Annotated in this window: 17 protein-coding genes; 7 read left to right on the top strand and 10 right to left on the bottom strand. The window is 66.1% G+C overall.

Annotation, left to right across the window (positions count from 1 at the left end; all coding sequences use genetic code 11):
- Window positions 1–34: 34 nt before the first annotated feature.
- The 7 genes from CHB99_RS19475 (at window position 35) to CHB99_RS19445 (ending at window position 7189) form a co-directional block, all read left to right on the top strand.
- Window positions 35–979, top strand: coding sequence for a DMT family transporter (locus tag CHB99_RS19475; RefSeq protein ID WP_042128353.1), 945 nt, complete (start codon window positions 35–37; stop codon window positions 977–979).
- Window positions 980–1125: 146 nt separating this feature from the next.
- On the top strand, window positions 1126–4047 hold the full coding sequence (locus CHB99_RS19470) for a monovalent cation/H+ antiporter subunit A (RefSeq protein WP_042128351.1): 2922 nt from the start codon (window positions 1126–1128) through the stop codon (window positions 4045–4047).
- Window positions 4047–4391: a Na+/H+ antiporter subunit C gene (locus CHB99_RS19465; RefSeq protein WP_042128349.1), complete on the top strand. Its 345-nt coding sequence runs from the start codon at window positions 4047–4049 to the stop codon at window positions 4389–4391. The genes CHB99_RS19470 and CHB99_RS19465 overlap by 1 nt, the downstream gene beginning before the upstream one ends.
- A complete protein-coding gene (locus CHB99_RS19460) occupies window positions 4388–6073 on the top strand; it encodes a monovalent cation/H+ antiporter subunit D (protein WP_042128348.1) in 1686 nt (561 codons plus the stop codon). The genes CHB99_RS19465 and CHB99_RS19460 overlap by 4 nt, the downstream gene beginning before the upstream one ends.
- Window positions 6070–6558: a Na+/H+ antiporter subunit E gene (locus CHB99_RS19455; RefSeq protein ID WP_042128346.1), complete on the top strand. Its 489-nt coding sequence runs from the start codon at window positions 6070–6072 to the stop codon at window positions 6556–6558. The genes CHB99_RS19460 and CHB99_RS19455 overlap by 4 nt, the downstream gene beginning before the upstream one ends.
- Complete coding sequence (locus CHB99_RS19450) at window positions 6555–6833, top strand: K+/H+ antiporter subunit F (protein WP_042128344.1); 279 nt, start codon at window positions 6555–6557, stop codon at window positions 6831–6833. The genes CHB99_RS19455 and CHB99_RS19450 overlap by 4 nt, the downstream gene beginning before the upstream one ends.
- Complete coding sequence (locus CHB99_RS19445) at window positions 6830–7189, top strand: Na+/H+ antiporter subunit G (RefSeq protein WP_042128342.1); 360 nt, start codon at window positions 6830–6832, stop codon at window positions 7187–7189. Before CHB99_RS19450 ends, CHB99_RS19445 begins: the two co-directional genes overlap by 4 nt.
- A gap of 6 nt (window positions 7190–7195) precedes the next feature.
- Here CHB99_RS19445 and CHB99_RS19440 read toward each other — a convergent pair whose 3' ends face one another.
- The 10 genes from CHB99_RS19440 to CHB99_RS19395 all read right to left on the bottom strand — a co-directional run bounded on the left by CHB99_RS19440 (window position 7196) and on the right by CHB99_RS19395 (window position 20333).
- On the bottom strand, window positions 7196–7390 hold the full coding sequence (locus CHB99_RS19440; RefSeq protein ID WP_042128340.1) for a hypothetical protein: 195 nt from the start codon (window positions 7388–7390) through the stop codon (window positions 7196–7198).
- Window positions 7387–7854, bottom strand: a complete 468-nt coding sequence (locus CHB99_RS19435; RefSeq protein WP_042128338.1) for a hypothetical protein — start codon at window positions 7852–7854, stop codon at window positions 7387–7389. The genes CHB99_RS19440 and CHB99_RS19435 overlap by 4 nt, the downstream gene beginning before the upstream one ends.
- A gap of 558 nt (window positions 7855–8412) precedes the next feature.
- Window positions 8413–9528, bottom strand: coding sequence for a methyl-accepting chemotaxis protein (locus tag CHB99_RS19430; RefSeq protein WP_428977848.1), 1116 nt, complete (start codon window positions 9526–9528; stop codon window positions 8413–8415).
- A 670-nt stretch (window positions 9529–10198) separates the two neighbouring features.
- Entirely contained in the window at window positions 10199–10603 is a 405-nt protein-coding gene (locus CHB99_RS19425; RefSeq protein WP_042128333.1) for a TraR/DksA family transcriptional regulator, read from the bottom strand.
- Window positions 10604–10858: 255 nt separating this feature from the next.
- The gene (locus CHB99_RS19420; protein ID WP_042128331.1) at window positions 10859–12526 is read right to left on the bottom strand and encodes a hybrid sensor histidine kinase/response regulator; all 1668 of its coding nucleotides are present in this window, start codon (window positions 12524–12526) and stop codon (window positions 10859–10861) included.
- Window positions 12510–13673, bottom strand: a complete 1164-nt coding sequence (gene ercA / locus CHB99_RS19415; RefSeq protein ID WP_042128329.1) for an alcohol dehydrogenase-like regulatory protein ErcA — start codon at window positions 13671–13673, stop codon at window positions 12510–12512. Before ercA ends, CHB99_RS19420 begins: the two co-directional genes overlap by 17 nt.
- A gap of 112 nt (window positions 13674–13785) precedes the next feature.
- The gene (gene pqqA / locus CHB99_RS19410; RefSeq protein ID WP_009394664.1) at window positions 13786–13857 is read right to left on the bottom strand and encodes a pyrroloquinoline quinone precursor peptide PqqA; all 72 of its coding nucleotides are present in this window, start codon (window positions 13855–13857) and stop codon (window positions 13786–13788) included.
- Between the two features lie 240 nt (window positions 13858–14097).
- Complete coding sequence (exaC, locus tag CHB99_RS19405; protein ID WP_042128327.1) at window positions 14098–15618, bottom strand: acetaldehyde dehydrogenase ExaC; 1521 nt, start codon at window positions 15616–15618, stop codon at window positions 14098–14100.
- 158 nt (window positions 15619–15776) lie between these two features.
- Window positions 15777–17501, bottom strand: coding sequence for a hypothetical protein (locus CHB99_RS19400; protein WP_042128326.1), 1725 nt, complete (start codon window positions 17499–17501; stop codon window positions 15777–15779).
- Window positions 17502–17567: 66 nt separating this feature from the next.
- The gene (locus CHB99_RS19395; RefSeq protein ID WP_042128324.1) at window positions 17568–20333 is read right to left on the bottom strand and encodes a dermonecrotic toxin domain-containing protein; all 2766 of its coding nucleotides are present in this window, start codon (window positions 20331–20333) and stop codon (window positions 17568–17570) included.
- Between the last annotated feature and the right edge of the window lie 82 nt (window positions 20334–20415).

Raw genomic sequence — 20415 nt, 5'->3', positions numbered from 1 at the left:
CATTGTGCGTCGCCTTTTCCTACGTGTGCAAGCCATGACTACCGATACCACCACGCGCTCGTCCTCCACTTTCCGTCTGAGCAAGGCGGAACTGGTGCTGGTGTTCATCACCATGCTCTGGGGAGGCACCTTCCTCATCGTGCACAAGGTCATGACCGTCAGCGGTCCGATGTTCTTCGTCGGCCTGCGTTTCGCCGCCGCCGCGCTGTTCGTCGGCCTGACCTGCTGGCGCACTTTGCCCGGCCTGACCGCGCGTGAGCTCAAGGCGGGGCTGTTGATCGGCGTCTCGATCATGCTCGGCTACGGCTTGCAGACCGTCGGCCTGCAGACCATCAGCAGCAGCCAGTCAGCCTTCATCACGGCGTTGTACGTACCCTTCGTGCCGATTCTGCAGTGGCTGGTGCTGGGGCGCCGGCCCGGCCTGATGCCGAGCATCGGCATCGCCCTGGCCTTTACCGGGCTGATGTTGCTGGCCGGACCGAGCGGCGGCGCGGTGCATTTCAGTCCCGGTGAAATCGCCACCCTGGTCAGCGCCGTGGCCATCGCCGCGGAAATCATTCTGATCGGCAACTACGCTGGCACGGTCGACGTGCGCCGGGTCACCGTGGTGCAACTGGCAACCGCCTCGGCGCTGTCGTTCATGCTGGTGGTGCCGACCCAGGAACGCCTGCCGGACTTCTCCTGGCTGCTGCTGAGTGCCGCCATCGGCCTCGGCGCCATGAGCGCGGTGATCCAGGTGGCAATGAACTGGGCGCAGAAGTCAGTCTCGCCAACCCGCGCTACGCTGATCTACGCCGGTGAGCCGGTGTGGGCCGGGATTGTCGGACGGATCGCCGGCGACCGCCTGCCTGGCCTGGCCCTGTTCGGCGGCCTGCTGATCGTCATCGCGGTGATCGTCAGTGAATTGAAGTTCGGAAAACGCCAGGAACAGCCGGCGACGAGCCCCGCCGACGAGAAGGAAGCTGATACCGGCTTATAGGGAAACAGCACGCTCGTCATGCGGAAACTGTTATAAGAAAAACGCTTTTTCTTACAATTCTTGTAGGATCCTGCGACAGCTTGCTGGTTGGTGATCACCCGGACGGCACGTATGATCCCTTACAAATTTCCGCAGATCAGATATCTATGTCCTTGATAGTTCTACTGCTTCTGCCGTTCATTGGCAGTTGTCTGGCAGGTGTGCTGCCGCACAACGCACGCAACTCGGAGTCGCTGCTGGCCGGCATCGTCGCCCTCATCGGCACGGTGCAGGTGGCCATGCTCTATCCGCAGATCGCCGATGGCGGGGTGATCCGCGAGGAAATCCTCTGGCTGCCGAGCATGGGCCTCAACATCATCCTGCGCATGGATGGTTTCGCCTGGCTGTTCTCCCTGCTGGTCCTGGGCATCGGCACCCTGGTGTCGCTGTACGCACGCTACTACATGTCGCCGCAGGACCCGGTGCCACGCTTCTTCGCCTTCTTCCTCGCCTTCATGGGCGCGATGCTCGGCCTGGTGATCTCCGGCAACCTGATCCAGATCGTGTTCTTCTGGGAACTGACCAGCCTGTTCTCGTTCCTCCTGATCGGCTACTGGCACCACCGCGCCGATGCCCGCCGCGGTGCCTACATGGCGCTGATGGTGACCGGAGCCGGCGGCCTGTGCCTGCTGGCGGGGGTGATCCTGCTCGGCCATGTGGTCGGCAGCTACGACCTGGACAAGGTCCTCGCTGCCGGCGACACCATCCGCGGCCACGCCCTGTACCCGGTCCTGCTGCCGCTGATCCTGCTCGGCGCCCTGAGCAAGAGCGCGCAATTTCCCTTCCACTTCTGGCTGCCCCACGCCATGGCGGCGCCGACGCCGGTCTCGGCGTACCTGCACTCGGCGACCATGGTCAAGGCCGGGGTCTTCCTGCTCGCCCGCATGTGGCCGGTGCTGTCCGGCACCGAGGAATGGTTCTGGATCGTCGGCGGCGCCGGTGCCTGTACCCTGCTGCTGGGCGCCTACGCGGCGATGTTCCAGAACGACCTCAAGGGCCTGCTGGCCTACTCGACCATCAGCCACCTCGGCCTGATCACCCTGCTGCTCGGCCTGAACAGCCCACTGGCAGCCGTGGCCGCGGTGTTCCACATCCTCAACCACGCCACCTTCAAGGCCTCGCTGTTCATGGCCGCGGGGATCATCGACCACGAGAGCGGGACCCGCGATATCCGCAAGCTCAGCGGCCTGTTCCGGCTGATCCCGTTCACCGCGACCCTGGCCATGGTGGCCAGCGCCTCGATGGCCGGGGTACCGCTGATGAACGGCTTCCTGTCCAAGGAAATGTTCTTCGCCGAGACCGTGTTCATCAGCTCCACCGCGTGGGTCGAAATGGCCCTGCCGGTGATCGCCACCCTGGCGGGCACCTTCAGCGTCGCCTATGCCCTGCGCTTCACCGTCGATGTGTTCTTCGGCCCGGTCGCCACCGATCTGCCGCACACCCCGCACGAACCGCCGCGCTGGATGCGCGCGCCGGTCGAGCTGCTGGTGCTGACCTGCCTGGTGGTCGGTATCTTCCCCGCGCAATCGGTCGGTCCGCTGCTGGCCGCGGCGGCGCTGCCGGTGGTCGGCGGCGAGCTGCCGGAATACAGCCTCGCGGTCTGGCACGGCTGGAACGCGCCGCTGATCATGAGCCTGATCGCCATGAGCGGCGGCATCCTCCTCTACCTGGTGCTGCGCACCCAGTTCCAGCACGGGCGCTTCCGCTACCCGCCGCTGATCGAGCGGCTCAACGGCAAGCGCCTGTTCGAGCGCGGCCAGGTCCTGCTGATGCGCATCGCGCGTCGCGTGGAGCGCATCTTCACTACCCGTCGCCTGCAGAAACAGTTGTTCATGCTGGTGCTCGCCGCCTTCGTCGCCGGCCTGCTGCCGCTGCTGTTCCACGGCCTGAGCTGGGGCGACCGGCCGAAGATTCCCGGCTCGGGAGTGTTCGTCATGCTCTGGCTGATCGCCATTGCCTGCGCCATCGGTGCCGCCTGGCAGGCCAAGTACCACCGTCTGGCGGCGCTGATCATGGTCGGCGTGTGCGGCCTGATGACCTGCATCACCTTCGTCTGGTTCTCGGCGCCGGACCTGGCCCTGACCCAGCTGGTGGTGGAAGTGGTCACCACCGTGCTGATCCTCCTCGGCCTGCGCTGGCTGCCACGACGGATCGAGGGTGTGTCGCCGCTCGCCGGCTCCCAGGAGCGCGCGCGTCTGCGCCGTCTGCGCGACCTGGTCCTGGCGGTGCTGGTGGGTGGCGGCATGGCGCTGCTGTCCTACGCCATGCTGACCCGACCGACACCGAACGTGATTTCCTCCTTCTACCTGAGCCGGGCCCTGCCGGAAGGCGGCGGCACCAATGTGGTCAACGTCATGCTGGTGGACTTCCGCGGCTTCGATACCCTCGGTGAGATCACCGTGCTGGTGGCCGTGGCCCTGGCCGTGTTCGCCCTGCTGCGGCGCTTCCGGCCACCGCGGGAAAGCATCCAGTTGCCGGCGCAGCAACGCTCGCTGGCACCGGACATGGTCACCGACCTGATCAACCCGCGGCATGCCACCGACACCGCGCTGGGCTTCATGATGGTCCCGGCCGTGCTCGCCCGCCTGGTGCTGCCGATGGCCATGCTGGTGTCGATGTACCTGTTCATGCGCGGCCACAACCAGCCGGGCGGCGGCTTCGTCGCCGGTCTGGTGATGTCGGTGGCATTCATCCTCCAGTACATGGTCGCCGGCACCCAGTGGGTCGAGGCGCAGATGAGCCTGCGGCCGCTGCGCTGGATGGGCACCGGGCTGCTCTGCGCGACCCTGACCGGGGTCGGCGCGCTGGCCTTCGGCTACCCGTTCCTGACGACCCACACCGCGCACGTGCACCTGCCGCTGCTGGGTGACCTGCACATCGCCAGCGCGCTGTTCTTCGATATCGGCGTATTCACCGTGGTGGTCGGCTCGACCCTGCTGATTCTCACCGCCCTGGCGCACCAGTCGGTGCGTGCGCACCGTCCGCAGCCGAAAGCCAGCCTGCCATCCAGTGAAGAAGGAGCCGCCTGATGGAAGAAGTCATCGCAATCGCCATCGGTGTGCTAGCCGCCTCGGGGGTCTGGCTGATCCTGCGGCCGCGGACCTACCAGGTGATCATGGGCCTGTGCCTGCTGTCCTACGGCGTCAACCTGTTCATCTTCAGCATGGGCAGCCTGTTCATCGGCAAGGAGCCGATCATCAAGGACGGCGTGCCCCAGGACCTGCTCAACTACACCGACCCGCTGCCCCAGGCGCTGGTGCTCACCGCCATCGTCATCAGCTTCGCCATGACCGCGCTGTTCCTCGTGGTGCTCCTGGCGTCGCGCGGCTTCACCGGCACCGACCACGTTGACGGACGGGAGCCCCAGGAATGAGCGGGATGCAACAACTGATCGTCGCCCCTATCCTCCTGCCGCTGCTGACCGCGGCCCTGCTGCTGTTGCTCGGCGAGAAACGGCGGCCGCTGAAGGCGCGGATCAACCTGCTGTCGACCCTCACCGGTCTCGGCATCGCCATCAGCCTGCTGCTGTGGGTCAAGGACCAGGGCCAGGCCACCTCCATCGGCGTCTACCTGCCGGGCAACTGGGCGGCGCCGTTCGGTATCGTCCTGGTGCTGGACCGCCTGTCCGCGCTGATGCTGGTGCTGACCGGCGTCGTCGGCAGCAGCGCCCTGCTCTTCGCCCTGGCCCGCTGGGACCGGGCCGGCGCGAGCTTCCACGCACTGTTCCAGATCCAGTTGATGGGCCTCTACGGCGCCTTCCTCACCGGCGACCTGTTCAACCTGTTCGTGTTCTTCGAGGTGCTGCTGGCGGCCTCCTACGGCCTGCTTCTGCATGGGTCGGGCCGCTCGCGGGTCAAGGCCGGCCTGCACTACATCGCGATCAACCTGTTCGCTTCGTCGCTGTTCCTGATCGGCGCGGCGATGCTGTATGGCGTCACCGGCACCCTGAACATGGCCGACCTGGCGCTGAAGATCCCGCTGGTGCCGGAGGCCGACCGCGGCCTGCTGCATGCCGGCGCGGCAATCCTGGCCATCGCCTTCCTGGCCAAGGCCGGCATCTGGCCGCTGAACTTCTGGCTGGTGCCGGCCTACTCCTCGGCCAGCGCGCCGGTGGCGGCGCTGTTCGCGATCATGACCAAGGTCGGTTTCTATACCGTGCTGCGCCTGTGGACCCTGCTGTTTTCCGGGCAGGCCGGTGCCTCGGCGTTCTTCGGCGGACAGTGGCTGGTGTATGGCGGCCTGGCCACCCTGGCCTGCGCCGCGGTGTCGATCCTTGCCGCGCAGCGCCTGGAGCGCATGGCCAGCCTGAGCATCCTGGTTTCGGCCGGCACCCTGCTGGCGGCCATCGGCTTCGGCCAGACCGCGCTGACCTCGGCCGCGCTGTTCTACCTGGTCAGCTCGACCCTGGCACTGTGCGCGCTGTTCCTCCTCGCCGAACTGATCGAGCGCTCGCGCTCGGCCAACGAGCTGCCGCTGGACGATGACGGCGACGGCCTGCCCTCGCCGCTGGAATCCCTGCAGCCGCCCAAGGGCATCAACCTCGACGACGAGCAGAAGGCCGTGGTCGGGCAGATCATCCCGTGGACCATGGCCTTCCTCGGCTTCAGTTTCATCGCCTGCGCCCTGCTGATCATCGGCATGCCGCCGCTGTCCGGCTTCGTCGGCAAATTCAGCCTGATCACCGCGCTGTTCAATCCGCAGGGCATGGGCGTGCCGACGCAGCAACCGCTGTCGGTCGCCGGCTGGACCCTGCTGGCGCTGCTGATCCTGTCCGGCCTGGCCTCGCTGATCGCCCTGGTGCGCCTCGGCGTGCAGCGTTTCTGGAAGCCCCAGGAGCGGCCGTCGCCGCTGTTGCGGATGTACGAATGCGTGCCCATCGTCGCCCTGCTCGGCCTCTGCGTGGTCCTCAGCCTGTGGGCCGAACCGCTGATGCGCTATGCCCAGGACACCGCCGCCAGCCTCGACGATCCGGCGAGCTATATCGAAGCGGTGCTCGGCACACGATCGCTTCCCGGCCCCACCACCCTGGACAGCGTCGGGCAGGTGCAACCATGAAACGACTGTTCCCCGCGCCGCTGCTGTCGTTGTCGCTGTTCGTCCTGTGGCTGGTGCTGAACCTCTCGGTAAGCCCGGGCAACATCATCCTCGCCGTGCTCCTGGGCATTCTCGCGCCGCTGCTGATGGCGCCGCTGCGGCCCGTGCGGGCGCATATCCGCAACCCATGGGCGATCATCCGCCTGATCCTGCGGGTCGGCATCGATGTGGTGGTGTCCAACCTGGAGGTGTTGCGCAGTGTCTGGCGCCTTGATCGCAAGCCGCCGCGCTCGCGCTTCGTGCACATTCCCCTGGACCTGCGCGATGCCCATGGGCTGGCGGCGCTGTCGATGATCACCACGGTGATTCCCGGCACGGTGTGGTCGGAACTGGCCCTGGACCGCAGCGTCCTGCTCCTGCATGTGTTCGACCTCGACGACGAGGCGCGCTTCATCGAGCACTTCAAGAGCACTTACGAACGTCCGCTGATGGAGATTTTCGAATGACCGGCCTGCTCGCCAATGCCATCGTCGCCAGCCTGTTCATCTTCGTCATCGCCATGGCCCTGACCCTGGTCCGGGTGTTCCGCGGGCCCTCGGCCCAGGACCGGGTGCTGGCGCTGGACTACCTGTACATGCTGGGCATGCTGATGATGCTGGTGCTGGGTATCCGCTATGCCAGCGATACCTATTTCGAGGGGGCGTTGCTGATCGCCCTGTTCGGCTTCGTCGGCTCGTTCGCCCTGGCCAAGTTCCTTCTGCGCGGCGAGGTGATCGAATGAGCGCTCCGGTATTGCCCTTCTGGCTGGAAATCGTGGTGGCCGCGCTGATCCTCACCAGCAGCCTGTTCGCCCTCACCGGGGCCATCGGCATCCTGCGCCTGAAGGACTTCTTCCAGCGCATGCACCCGCCGGCGCTGGCCTCGACCTTCGGCGCGTGGTGCGTGGCGCTGGCGTCGATCCTGTATTTCTCGGGGCTCAAGCAAACGCCGGTGCTGCATGCCTGGCTGATTCCGGTGCTGCTGTCGATCACCGTGCCGGTGACCACCCTGCTGCTGGCCCGCACCGCGCTGTTTCGCAAGCGCATGGCGGGCGAGGATGTGCCGGGCGAAGTCAGCAGTCGCGAGCCGCGCGACTGAGAGCGCTCATTCGCCTTCGCTCAGGCGCTGCAGTTCGCGCCTGACCATCGCCGCATACTCCGCGGGTTCGAGCTGATACAGCTGCCCGGCGACCCAGGTCAGCCACTGCCCGCGCAGTTCCTCACGCCGCTCCAGCCACTGGCGGGCCTGCGCTTCGGCGCGGGCCTGGTGGCACTGGTGAAATTCGCGGCGGCCGCTCACTCGCTGGCCTTGAAGGTCAACTCGCCCTTGCGCCACTTCGCCGCCTTGGCGACAGCGGCCTTGAGGGTCTTGGACAGGCCTTCGCGCAGTTGCTCGTGGGCGGCGAACACCATGACCACGCCACGGCCTTCACGGAACACGATGCCCTCGCCTTCCGGCACGCTGACGAAGGCGTATTCGCCCAGGCCGTAGATGGTCAGCTTGATGTCACGAAAACGCACTTCGAACTTGCCGCCTTCGCGGCTCGGCAGGACGGCGGCGCGAAAGTGATCGCCGACTTTCAGTTCCAGACGCTGCTTGTCGTCCACCACCAGCGCCTCGGTGGTGTCGATCTCGGCCATGTACAGGCCATCGGGGCTTTGCTCGACGATATAGACGTACTGCGACTGGAACTGTTTGACCAGTTTGCCGCGAAGATCTCCCAGCACGAACAGGGCGTGCATATCCAGGTTGCTGACTGCCAAATGAAAAATCCTCAAAAACCGAAATCACACTGACGCCCGTGGTGAAAATCTCCCACGGGCATGCCGTACTTCACAAATACGAAGTCCGAAAGACTAATGAGTTGGAGCACATAAGTAGTGGCCTGAAGGCATTTCGCCCTGTGGGAAACAGCGAATTTCCCTGCCAGCCAATGTCCGGAGGCAAACGTCTGATCGACATTTCACAGTGAAAATTCCGTTTTCCACCGCCACTCGACGGCGCCGAGCGACCCGTGAACGGTAGCCCCGCTGCGTCGGAGAGGGAACGGCTCACCGCACAGGGAAAGGAATATGCACGAAAACACGGAATTCCGTCGAGGGTTCCGTGCTGTTTAGAGGTGAGAAATTTCTGTGGCAGGTGCCAATACCCACTGCAAGAGCACCGCAGTCGACGTAGGAGCGGATTTATCCGCGATCGGGCGCAAAGCGGCCGTAACCCCGAATGCACACTGTGTCAGGCAGATTCGGGACTTCGGCTTTACGGCCGCTGCGCGCCCGATCGCGGATGAATCCGCTCCTACAACTACCACGCAGCCAGGTTCAGCGAGTTCCCGGGATCTTCTCCGGCCGATAGCCCAGGCGCAGCCCGCCCCAGTGCCGGCCATCCACCTTGATCGGCACCGACAGGTCATGCATCAGCTCGCCGGTGTCGCGGGTGTAGGTCTGCAGCAGCAGCCGCTGCTGATGGCTGCCGCAACGAATCCCGGTACGGTCGTCGAACTTGCGCTTGCTGCGGTTGTGCGCGGTGTCGGTGGCTTCGTCGCCGGTCAGCGGCTGGTTGAAGACGTTGTTGTGGGTCGGCACGTACCCCTGCTGGGTGCAGGCGATGACGTAGACCAGGCCTTCATGCTCACGCAGCAACGGCTCCTGGATCCCCGGCAGGACCTGGTCGGTGTACTGGTCGAAACGCGTGCGATAACGCGCTGGACGGGTACCCGGCAGCATCTGGTACTGACGGTCGAACAGGTCGTCGTGGCTGACTCGACCGCTGCGGATATCCGCCTCGAAGCGCTCGGCGATCTGCTGCGCGCCACGCAGGGCCAGGTCGAAGACCCGCTGGTGATACTCGTCAAGGCCGACCTCGGCCAGGCGCTCGCTGATACCTTCGGCCTGCCCTTCCATCTGTACCGCGGCCAGGGCCAGGCGCTGGGTCTGCTGGTCGCTGACCGCCAGGTCGCCGCGCATCTGCTCGACCGCCTGGAACAGCTCGTCCAGTTGCGTGCGGGTGGTTTCGGTGCCGCCAGCGATCTCGCTGATCTGCTGCTCCACCGACGCCGCGAGACCGGCGATGCTGTCGAGCTGTTCGCCGGTGTGCTCGACCTGGCCGACACCGTTGTGCAGATCGGTCGACAGCGCGCGGATCTGTTCCACCACCTGGGCGGTGCGTTGCTGGATTTCCGCGACCATCAGGCCGACTTCCTCGGTGGCGCTGGCGGTGCGCCCGGCCAGGCCGCGGACCTCGTCGGCGACCACGGCGAAACCACGCCCGTGCTCGCCGGCGCGGGCCGCCTCGATGGCGGCATTGAGCGCCAGCAGGTTGGTCTGGCTGGCGATGGCCTGGATCACCAGGGTGACCCGGGCGATATCCTCGCTGCGCTGGTGCAGGGCCTCGATCAGTTCGCGGCTTTCGTTGGCGCGGGAACTGAGCAGGTGCATCAGCTGGATCGACTCGGCCAGCACCGTGCGCCCGGCGGCGCTGCTTTCATGGGCCTGCTGCGAGGCGACCAGGGCGTCGCGACTGAGCTGGGAGGTGACTTTCTCGGTGCCGATCATGACCTCGGCGCTCTGCACGATGCGCGCCGCCGAACCGAGCTGGGATTGCAGCTTTTCCGCCAGCTGCCGCACCGAATAAGACACACCGGCGGCCGACAGGGCGTTGTGGCTGGTGCTCTGGGCCAGGTCGCGGGTGAGCTCGGCCAGCGGGTCGCGCGTCACCTGCGGGGCCGGACGCGGGCGCGGGCGCAGGTAGGGCAGCCACAGGGCCAGCAGGACCAGCGGCAGGCAGAACCAGAACGAGATACCGGCAAAGGCCATGGCCGCCAGCAGCACCACCAGCACCAGGCTCTGCAGCACCAGGCCGGACCAGCCGCGCTCGACCCTGGGCGAGGTTTGCGCTTGTGCCAGGCTGGCTGGCAGAGATCCTTCTCGCATCATGACTCTGGCTCCGCGTCGTTATTGTCGGGCCATTAAACGCCACTACAACGCTATTAGCCATGCTTCCTTCGGCCTAGGCCGACCCGGCCTTGATGCAGGACAATTTCTTTCGCCCGCGCAAAAACGAAAGCCCCGGGTGCGTGGCCCGGGGCTTTGTCGATGCAGCGCTGGATCAGACCTGACGCAGGTGCTTGTCCAGTTGTTCGTGACGCTCCTGCGCCTCGATGCAGTACTTGGTGGTCGGGCTGATCAGCAGGCGCTTGAGGCCGATCGGCTCGCCGCTGTCGTCGCACCAGCCGAAGCTGTCGTCGGCGATCCGGCCCAGGGCCATTTCCAGCTGCGGCAGCAGGCGCTGGTCACGCTCGATGGCGTTGACCAGCCAGTGGCGCTCTTCTTCGACCGAGGCGGCGTCGGCAGGATCGGCCGGCGTGTCCAGGCTTTCGATGGTTACACGACTCGCCTCGATGCGCTCCTGGGTCTCGACTTTCATCGACTTCAGCAGCTCGGCGAAGAACCCCAGTTGCTCGGCGTTCATGTAGTCATCGGCCGGCATGGCCAGCAACTTTTCCTTTGTCATTGATATCTCTAATAAAAAATTACGTGCATTTAGACGAATCGAGGGCCGCGGCGACGGTGTCGCCCGCAGCGGAATTCTTCAAGCACCATCCGGCACTCAATTTACAGGGGGCGGCAGTCTAAGGCCGAGCCTCATGCCGGGCAACAGAAATGACTGCGGTTTTGTCCGAAAAGCCCCTTATCCCCGACCATCAGGGTACGGGGGCAGCGTTTATAGCAAAAAACGCGGGCTCGGGTGAAGCACGGCAAAGGCCGCTCATCCGAGCAACTGGCTCAATACCGCGCGCAACTTGCCGGGTTTGACCGGTTTGTTGAGCAGCGGCGCACCCAGACGCTGCATGGCCCGACGGCTCTGGTCGCTGCGGTCGGCGGTGATCATCACGGCGGGAATGGCACTGCCGAAGTGCTTGCGCAGGTCGCGCACCACCTCGCAGCCGGTGACCCCGTGATCGAGGTGGAAGTCCGCCAGCACCAGCTCCGGCGCCCGGCCCTGCAGTACCTGCAGGGCGGCTTCGCGATCGGTCGCGGTGAGCACTTCGCAGCCCCACTGGCCGAGCAGCGCGGCCATGCTCTGGAGGATGCTGGTTTCGTTGTCCAGCACCAGCAGGCGACGGCCCGGCAAGGGATCGCCGAGGGCCGGCAGCGGCACCGCGGGTGCGACCACGGGACGCGGGGCCTCGCTCGACAACGGCACGTCGATGCTGAACACCGAGCCGCGTCCCGGCCAGGAGCGTACTCGCACCGGGCAGTCGAGGATCCGCGCGATGCGCTCGACGATCGCCAGGCCCAGACCGACGCCCTTGCGGTCGGCGGCGCGGCCGACATCCAGCTGGTTGAATTCGAGGAAAATCGAGTGCAGGCGGTCGGCGGCGATGCCGCGTCCGCTGTCCCACACCTCCAGGCGCAGCACCTGGCCGCGCCGACGCGCGCCGAGGAGGATGCCGCCCTGTTCGGTATAGCGACAGGCATTGCTGAGGAAGTTGCGCAGGATCCGCGTCAGCAAGCGGATATCGCTGCGGATCATCCAGGCCCCTTGACGCACCCGCAGGTTCAGCCCGGCCGCTTCGGCCACCGGCTGGAACTCCGACGCCAGCGGGCCGAGCAGTTCGTCGAGGTGATAGAGGTCGAGGTCCGGCTTGATCGCCGCCTGGTCCAGGCGGGAAATGTCCAGCAGATCGGTGAGCAGGTCTTCGGCGCCTTCCAGGGCCTGATGGGCGCGCTCCACCAGCAACTGCTCGGCGGCCGGCAGGCTGCGCTCGCGCAGGGTCGAGATGAGCAGGCGCGCGGCATTCAGCGGCTGCAGCAGGTCGTGGCTGGCGGCGGCCAGGTATTTGTCCTTGCTGCGGTTGGCGGCCTGGGCGGCGTCACGGGCCTCGATCAACTGGTTGGTGCGTTCGGCGACGCGCTGTTCCAGTTCGTCGTTGAGCTGCTGCAGGCGCTCCTGGCTCAGCTTGCGCTCGGTGATGTCGGCGACGAAACCTTCCACCACGCCCTCCTCGTCCGGGCGCAGGAGCAGGTTCATCAGCACGTCCACGGCGCTGCCGTCCTTGCGCTGCAATTGTGTCTCGTAGCCCAGCAGCGCGCGCTCGCGCTGCAGTTCCTGGGCGATGGCCAGCAACTCCTGTTCGCCACCGACGAACAGGTGTCCGGCAAGATCGGTGCGGGCCAGCAACAGTTGTTGCGGATCGGCGTAGCCGAGCATCCGCGCCATGGCCGGGTTGGCCGCGCGCAGACCGTCTTCCAGGCTGGCCTGAAAGATCCCGTGGACGGCATGCTCGAACAGCCAGGTGTAGCGGTTGCGCTCGGTTTCCAGCTCGTCGAGACGCGCGGCCAGCTCCGGGTAGTGGCTCTTGCGCACGGTGTGGTTGCTCAGCCCGAGCAACCCGGCCAGGGCGTCGGAGTCGGGGTCAGAGAGCCTCGCCATAGACCACCTCGACATCACGCAGGCTCGAGGCACGCGGGTTGGTGAGGATGCACGGGTCGTCCATGGCGTGCTGCGAGAGGAACGGGATATCGCTGCCGCTGACGCCGTGCAGGCCGAGGGTTTCGTGGAAGCCGACGGCATGCTTGAGGGCGATCAGGTGTTCCACCAGGCGCTGGCGGATCTGGTTGTGATTGAGGCCTCGGCAATCGATGCCGAAGGTCTCGGCGATGACCTTGAAGCGGTCCGGCGCCGCGCTGTAGTTGAACGCCACCACATGCTCCACCAGCACCGCGTTGCACAGCCCGTGAGGCAGGTCGAGGAAACCGCCGAGGCTGTGGGACATGGCGTGCACCGCGCCCAGGATGGCGTTGGAGAAGGCCAGCCCGGCCTGCATGCTGCCGAGCATGATCGACTCGCGCAGGGCAATGTCATCGGGGTTGGCGATCATCTGCACCAGGTTGCCGTTGATCAGGCGCATGGCTTCCAGGGCATGGGTATCGGTCAGCGGACCGTGGCCGGTGGAGACGAACGCCTCGATGGCGTGGACCAGGGCATCGATGCCGGTGCAGGCGGAGAGGAACGGATCCATGCTCAGCGTGGTTTCCGGGTCGATCAGCGACACGTCGGGGACCACCGCCTTGCTGACGATGGAGAACTTCATGCGTTCCTGCTGGTTGGAGATGATCACGAACTGCGAGACATCCGCCGAGGTGCCGGCGGTGGTCGGGATCAGGATCAACGGCGGGCTCGGCACGCGGATGGTGTCGACCCCCTGGAATTCGAGAATGTGCCGGCCATGGGCGACCACGATGCCGATGCCCTTGGCGCAGTCCATCGGGCTGCCGCCGCCGACCGCGACGATGACGTCGCACTGTTCGCTGCGGTAGCGCTCGGCGCCATCCATCACTTCTTCGACACGGGGGTTTGGCGAAACCTGGCTGTACAGGGCGTAGTCGATGCCCTGGGCCTGCAGGCTGGCCTCGACATCGGCGACCCAGCCGGCGGCGATGACGCCCGGATCGCTGACCAGCAGGACCTTGCGCGCGCCGAAGGTGCGGGCGTAGTTGGCGACGTGATGACGGCAGCCGGCGCCAAAGATGATTTCGGGGGAAACGAACTTGCGCAACTGGCTCAGATTCGGGCTCATACAACGCCTTCTTGTTCTTTTGGGATAGCGCCAGCCTAAAGCAATGAGGAGGGAATGCAATGCGACCCTGGCAAAGGCAGCGCCGGTCGCAATGCGACCGGCGCCAGAGGGATCAACGGTTGGCGAAGTACATGGTCACTTCGAAACCGATACGCAGATCAGTGAACGCAGGTTTTTTCCACATAGGTCCATCCTCTTCTGGCACCGCGCTATAGCGGTGCGTCTAGTGATACACCGTTTCCGGTGCGGGGCGAATGCTACTTTGGAACGGTTTTACGACTACTGCACACATACCTCGCGCGGCCCCCGTAGGAGCTGGCTTGCCTGCGAAAGGACCGCGCAGCGGTCCCCGATAGCGGTGCAGCCTGGGACCGCTTTGCGGTCCTTTCGCGGGCAAGCCGCGCTCCTACAGGGGTTAGCGGAGTTAGAAGAAGCCCAGCGGGTTGATGTCGTAGCTCACCAGCAGGTTCTTGGTCTGCTGGTAGTGGTCGAGCATCATCTTGTGGGTTTCACGACCGACGCCGGACTTCTTGTAGCCACCGAACGCGGCATGCGCCGGGTACAGGTGGTAGCAGTTGGTCCACACACGACCGGCCTTGATCCCGCGGCCCATGCGATAGGCGCGGTTGATGTCGCGGGTCCAGACGCCGGCACCGAGACCGAACTCGGTGTCGTTGGCGATGGCCAGGGCCTCGGCTTCGTCCTTGAAGGTGGCCACGCCGACCACCGGGCCGAAGATTTCTTCCTGGAACACGCGCATGCCGTTGTGGCCCTTGAGCAGGGTCGGCTGGATGTAGTAGCCGCTGGACAGGTCGCCGGCCAGTTGCTCGGCGTTGCCGCCGCTGAGGATTTCCGCGCCCTCTTCACGGGCGATCTGCAGGTACGAGAGGATCTTGTCGTACTGCTGCTCGGACGCCTGGGCGCCGACCATGGTTTCGGTGTCCAGCGGGTTGCCGCGCTTGATCTGTTTGACCTTCTTCAGCACTTCCTGCATGAACTGCGGATAGATGGATTCCTGGACCAGCGCGCGGGACGGGCAGGTGCACACTTCGCCCTGGTTGAAGAACGCCAGGACCAGGCCTTCGGCCGCCTTCTCGATGAACGACGGCTCGGCCTGCATGATGTCTTCGAAGAAGATGTTCGGCGACTTGCCGCCCAGCTCGACGGTGGACGGAATGATGTTCTCCGCCGCGCATTTCATGATGTGCGAACCGACTGGGGTCGAGCCGGTGAAGGCGATCTTGGCGATGCGCTTGCTGGTGGCCAGGGCCTCGCCGGCTTCGCGACCGAAGCCCTGGACGATGTTCAGCACGCCCGGCGGCAGCAGGTCGCCGACCAGTTCGATGAACACGGTGATCGACAGCGGCGTCTGCTCGGCCGGCTTGAGCACGATGCAGTTGCCGGCGGCCAGGGCCGGGGCGAGTTTCCAGGCGGCCATCAGCAGCGGGAAGTTCCACGGGATGATCTGCCCGACCACGCCCAGTGGCTCATGGAAGTGATAGGCGGCGGTGTTGTCGTTGATCTCGGCGGCGCTGCCTTCCTGGGCGCGGATGCAGCCGGCGAAGTAGCGGAAATGGTCGGCGGCCAGCGGCACGTCGGCGTTGAGGGTTTCGCGGATGGCCTTGCCGTTGTCCCAGGTCTCGGCCAGGGCCAGGACTTCGAGGTTCTGTTCGATGCGGTCGGCGATCTTCAGCAGGATGTTCGAGCGATCCTGCACCGAGGTGCGGCCCCAGGCGTCGGCGGCGGCGTGGGCGGCATCCAGGGCCTTCTCGATGTCCTGGGCATTGGAACGCGGGAACTCGGCGATCGGCTGGCCGTTGACCGGAGAGGTGTTGCTGAAGTACTGGCCGCTCAGCGGCTGGACGAATTCGCCGCCGATGTAGTTGCCGTAACGGGGCTTGAACGAAACGATGGCATCCGGGCTGCCGGGAGCTGCGTAGATCATGGTGAGGGGCCTCTGCTGAGCGGCGCCCGTCGTGGATGACGGGCAGTGACTGGATCTTAGTCAGCCGCGCGGGCGCGACGAATCAGCCCTTGGCAGGGAACCGCTACTCATTTGGTAGTAGGGGAAAAGCCGGGGCCCGCGGGCCCCGGAACGGTGCATCAGAGGGTCAGGAACAGCTGTTGCGCGCTGCTCTTGTCGATGCGGCTGCGATACACCTCGATCAGCGCCTGGTTGCTCTGCGTGGCCATGGCCTGTGGCCCGCGGTCATAGCGCTGCTCGCGGGTCTTCAGATGCGCGGCGCTGAAGTCGCTGACCTGGGCGTCGGCGCTGGCATAGTGGAAATGCGCGTACCACAGCGGACTGCCGTCCTTGTCGCGGATCACGAATTCCTGCAGGTAGTCCTGAGCGAAGCCCTTGCGCTTGGCCAGGGCGACCCGTTCCCCTTCCTTGGCGATGACGACTTCATCCTGGCTGCGCAACCAGGCGATCTGTCCCACCGTGGGCGCCTGGCGCTTGAGGATCTCGACCCGCAGGCGCCGCCCCTCCTCGCGCATCTGCGTGGCCTTGGCATCGAGCAGCGCGCACTGGCGGGCGGCGTCGATGCCCGCGGCCGAATCATCGGTGGCGTTCTCCCGGGTCAGGGCTTCCTGGATCTGCTGCGCCAGGGCATCGAGGGGACGCGCCTGCTGGACCAGGATGTCCTCGATGTCGGCACCGACGGTGGCGGTCTTCGCCTGGCTGCGCACCTTGGCGATGCGCCGCTCGGCATTGTTGAGCAGCGGCGTCGAGCGGCGTACCAGGGTGGCCAGGGCCGCCGGCGTCGGTGTCGCCGGCTCGCCGCGCACGTCACCGACCGGTTGCCATACCCCCGGCTCCGAACTCTCTTCGTAGCGCGCCAGCTCACTGTTGTCGATCGGATCGATCACCACCACGGTTTCCGGCCGATCGCCCTCGGGCTTGCGCCGCGAACCGACCACCACCCCGCGGTTGCGCGTGCGGATCAGGACCTGCTTGCGCCGGCCCGGTGCGGGGACCGCCGACGCTTCGCTGTGCTCCGGCACCATCTGCAGGCGCCTGGCCAGTTCGTCCTGCGCCTCGCGCTGCAGCCGTTCGAGGATGCCGTTGAAGTCATCCAGAGCCTGCTTGTTCTCGGCCTTGCGCGGCAGGGCGCGGTACAGCCGGGTGCTCTCCAGGGAGAAGTCCAGGCGACTGACCACGCTGTCGAGAATTTCCAGTTGCTCCGACTCGCTGAAGGCATCCTTCAGGTCCAGGCTGTCGCGCATGCTCAGCGCGGTCCGTGCCGCCAGCAAGGCGCTGTAGAGCACGCCGTAGTCGCCGCTGCGCTCCACATCGAGAATCATCGCCGAACGCAGGCTGAGGTCCACCGACACCCAGGAACGCAGGCTCGGCTCGTTGTTCAACAGCTCCGCCGCCTTGTCCGCCAGCGCCGGCCCGCCGGGAAGAATCTCGCGCAGTTGCCTGCGCATGTCGGCGATCACCGCATGGCAGGCGAGCAGTTCGTCGACATCGCGGCGTGCCTGACGGCAGGCGTCCATCATTCGCCGCATCTTGTCCACCTGCTCCGGCACCTGCTCCTCCTCCGGCGAGGCCGCCGGGCGCAGATCGCGCATGACCGCGTGGCGTTCGCTGAACCAGGAGTGCAGCACGTAGGCCAGTTGCGCATGGGTGCCGGCGCGGTCGTAGAGGTTGCGCGCATGCATGCGCTTGAATTCCGGCTGCGCCTTCAACTGCTGCAGTTCGCTCAGGTTGGCGTCGAATTCGAGCAGCAGGCGGTCCTGTTCGCGCAGGTCCTCGGCATACTTTTCCAGGTGGGTGATCGACGGTTGTGCCTGGCGCGCGGCCTCCTCCAGATCGTCCTGCACCCGTACCGAGGACTCCAGGCGGCGCGAGAGCAGCGCGGTGTGTTTCTCCTCCAGTTGGAGAACGCGCTAGCGATTGCTCTCGCGCAGTTGCGCGATACGCCGGTTGACCGGCATGCCACCGCGCAGGCGCAGGCCGAAATCCAGCTGCCAGCGCCCGCCGCCGGTATCGCGAATCCAGGGCCCGAGGTTGCCGTCGACATCGACCAGGCGCGGCCCGTCGGCATCGATGGCCAACTGATACACCGCGCCGTCCAGCGCGGCCCACCAGCTCTGCTGATGGCGGTACAGCCCCTGGTAATCGCCGGCGTCCTGCGCTTCGCCGAGCTGCCCGGGCGCGACCTCGCGGCGAAAGCCCGCCAGGGCATCGCGCTGCGCCGCGCTGAGCACCGCGCTGCCCCAGCCGAATGTCGGCCACTTCGACGGTTGCGGCGAGGCCAGCAGCACCGCTTCGATGCGTGTCGTGTCGAGCGCACCCGGGGTCGGCAGCGGAGCGCTTTGCCGCTCCAGCGTGGAGACCGGCTCAGGCAGCAGCAACAACGCCAGGTTGAGCAGCAGCTGGCGCAGATCGCTGGCCTGCACGGCGCCGTCCGGCGCGGCCAGCAACTGGCGCAGGCTGGTGAACAACGGCAGCATCCAGGCTGCCTTGACCAGCGTGCCGTTGAAGAACGGCAGCACGGTATTGAACATCAGCCAGCCCAGTTCCTCGTAGCCGAGCCAGCGGCTGGCGCTGCTGGACAGGGTTTCGCGGCGCGCGCGCTCGATCAGCTCGCCCGCGCAGGACTGATAGAGCTGTTCGGCCAGGTTGCCCTGCAGCACCGCCTCGCCCAGCTTGGCCAGCGCCGGCACGCTGAGCAGGGAGAATTCGTCGCCGGGGAAGAAGCGCACCACATGCGGCTCGGCGAAGCCGCCATGGGCGTAGATCGGTTGGCGCGCCACGGGCAGGCGCTGGAGGATGTCGTCCTGCAGTTCACCGGCCTTGCACAAGGCCTGGAAGAAGGCCTCGCGACTGGCGAATTCGCACAGCGCCTGACGGTGCAGGGGGCGATAGAGCAGGCAGGGCCCCTTGCCCACCTCCGGCGCTTCGATCAGCCAGGCATTCTGCGCCACGTCGGGGCTCGCGCCGGAGCGGGCGATGAACGACAGCGGCCTGATCACGGCATCACGCGGGCTCCGGTTGATGGGCAGGAACAGCTCGTCGAGGCGGCGCAGGCTCTCGGCACCGAGGGCCGCGGGATCGCGCAGGCGGGTTTCCAGGGCCAGCAACGGCACCTGTTCGCAGAGCTGCTGGCTGAAGCGCCGCTGGCGCAGGTCGCGCTCGCTGCGCTCGTCGAGCAGCAGGCGCTGCAACAGCGGCGGATACTGGCCGCCCACATCGAGGCGGGCCACCAGGTCCTTCAGGTAATCCACCGTCAGCCAGTCCGGCAGGGAGGCACCGCTGAGGCTGTGCAGGCTGACCGAACCGGGGCGCAACACCGCCAGGTTGGCCAGGGCGAACTGCATCGGGCTCATGCGGACGATCTGCACTTCACCCTCCGCCACCACATCGCCGCCGTTGCCGCCGGCCACCGCGGTGACCTGGCGGTTGACCAGTTGCAGATCGTCGAGATTCGGCAGCGGCGCCTGCGGATGCTCCTTGCGCATCGCGTCCAGGAGCTTTTCCCGGGCGAACTCGAAGGCATCCGGGACACCGTCGAGAAACGACGTGCCGTTGCCATCCTCTTGCAGCGAGGCCAGGCGCAGCAGCCGTCCGGCGTAGTCGCGGCGCTGCGCCTCAGCGGCCTGGCCCAGCCAGCTCGGCAGTTGCAGGCGGAAGCGCTCGCGCATCTCGCGCTGGCTGGCCTGGCATACGCCCAGCAGCGAGCTAGCCTCGTCCAGGCGCTGGAGCAACGAATGCATCGCGCTCATCCCGGGCAAGGCCGGCAGCCGCGCCAGTTCGCCGATCAGTTCCTGCTGCTGCTCGCGCAACAGCAGGGCCTGCGCCAGGAACACCGGGCCAGGGGCCGGATACTCACGCAACAGCAGCCCATCGCCCTGCCCCGCGCAGCGATTGAGCAGCGCGGCGCCCAGGGCCTGGCGCGAGTCGAAGCGCTGCAGCGCACCGCTGAGGGTGAACAGCAGCGCCATGTTGCGCTGCAGTTGCGGCACCTCGCGCTCGATGAGGATCGCACTGGCCAGTTCCGGATCGAGGCCCTGCTCGACGCAGGTGGCCTGCCCCAGCAGGCTGATCTTCACCTCGACCAGGTTGTTGAGCAGGGCGCGGTCCTGCGCTTTCGGGAAACTGGCGATGACCCGCGCCGTCGCCGCTTCCAGGCTGTCCAGGGCGCCGTCGCGAAACTGCTGGTCGATCACGGCCGAGCATTGCTGATGCAGGTAGGTGGCCAGCCAGTGCAGCGGATTGCCCTCGCCGTGGCGCGCCACTTCCCAGTACTCGTAGAGCGCCTGCTGGTAGGTGGACAGCAGGTACGGCGCGCTTTCGTTGATCAGCGCCTGCACCGCGACCACGTCGACCTTGCTGCGAAACGGCGTTTCCGCGCCCTTGAAGAAACTCAGGTAGTCGCTGTCGACATCCACGGCCAGCGGCGTGTTTTCGCAGAAACACTCGATCAGCACATCGGCCAGCTCATCGACCCGCGGCGTGCCGCTGCCGTCGAAGCGGTAGAGCAGCAGCGCCGAGAGATCCTGTTCCTTGACACCGCGCAGGTGCCACTGTTCGAAGAGCAGGCACCAGGCCACGTCGCGCAACGACGGACGCCAGGCGAAACGATGGGCGATGGGGCCGCAGAACGGCGTGTTCAGGACCATTTGCCCGAAGGGCGATGGACTGAGGGTCATATGCGAGCTTCCTTGTGTCGAATGGAAGCGGCATTTCAATCGGCGGGAGATGAGGGGTGGCGGTACATCTTGCTGGGACAGG

Origin of the sequence: Pseudomonas japonica (assembly GCF_900188455.1) — a bacterium.
Taxonomy (GTDB): Bacteria; Pseudomonadota; Gammaproteobacteria; order Pseudomonadales; family Pseudomonadaceae; genus Aquipseudomonas; species Aquipseudomonas japonica.
The sequence above is the reverse complement of the archived record's forward strand: the minus strand, read 5'-3'. Positions and strand labels throughout refer to the sequence as shown.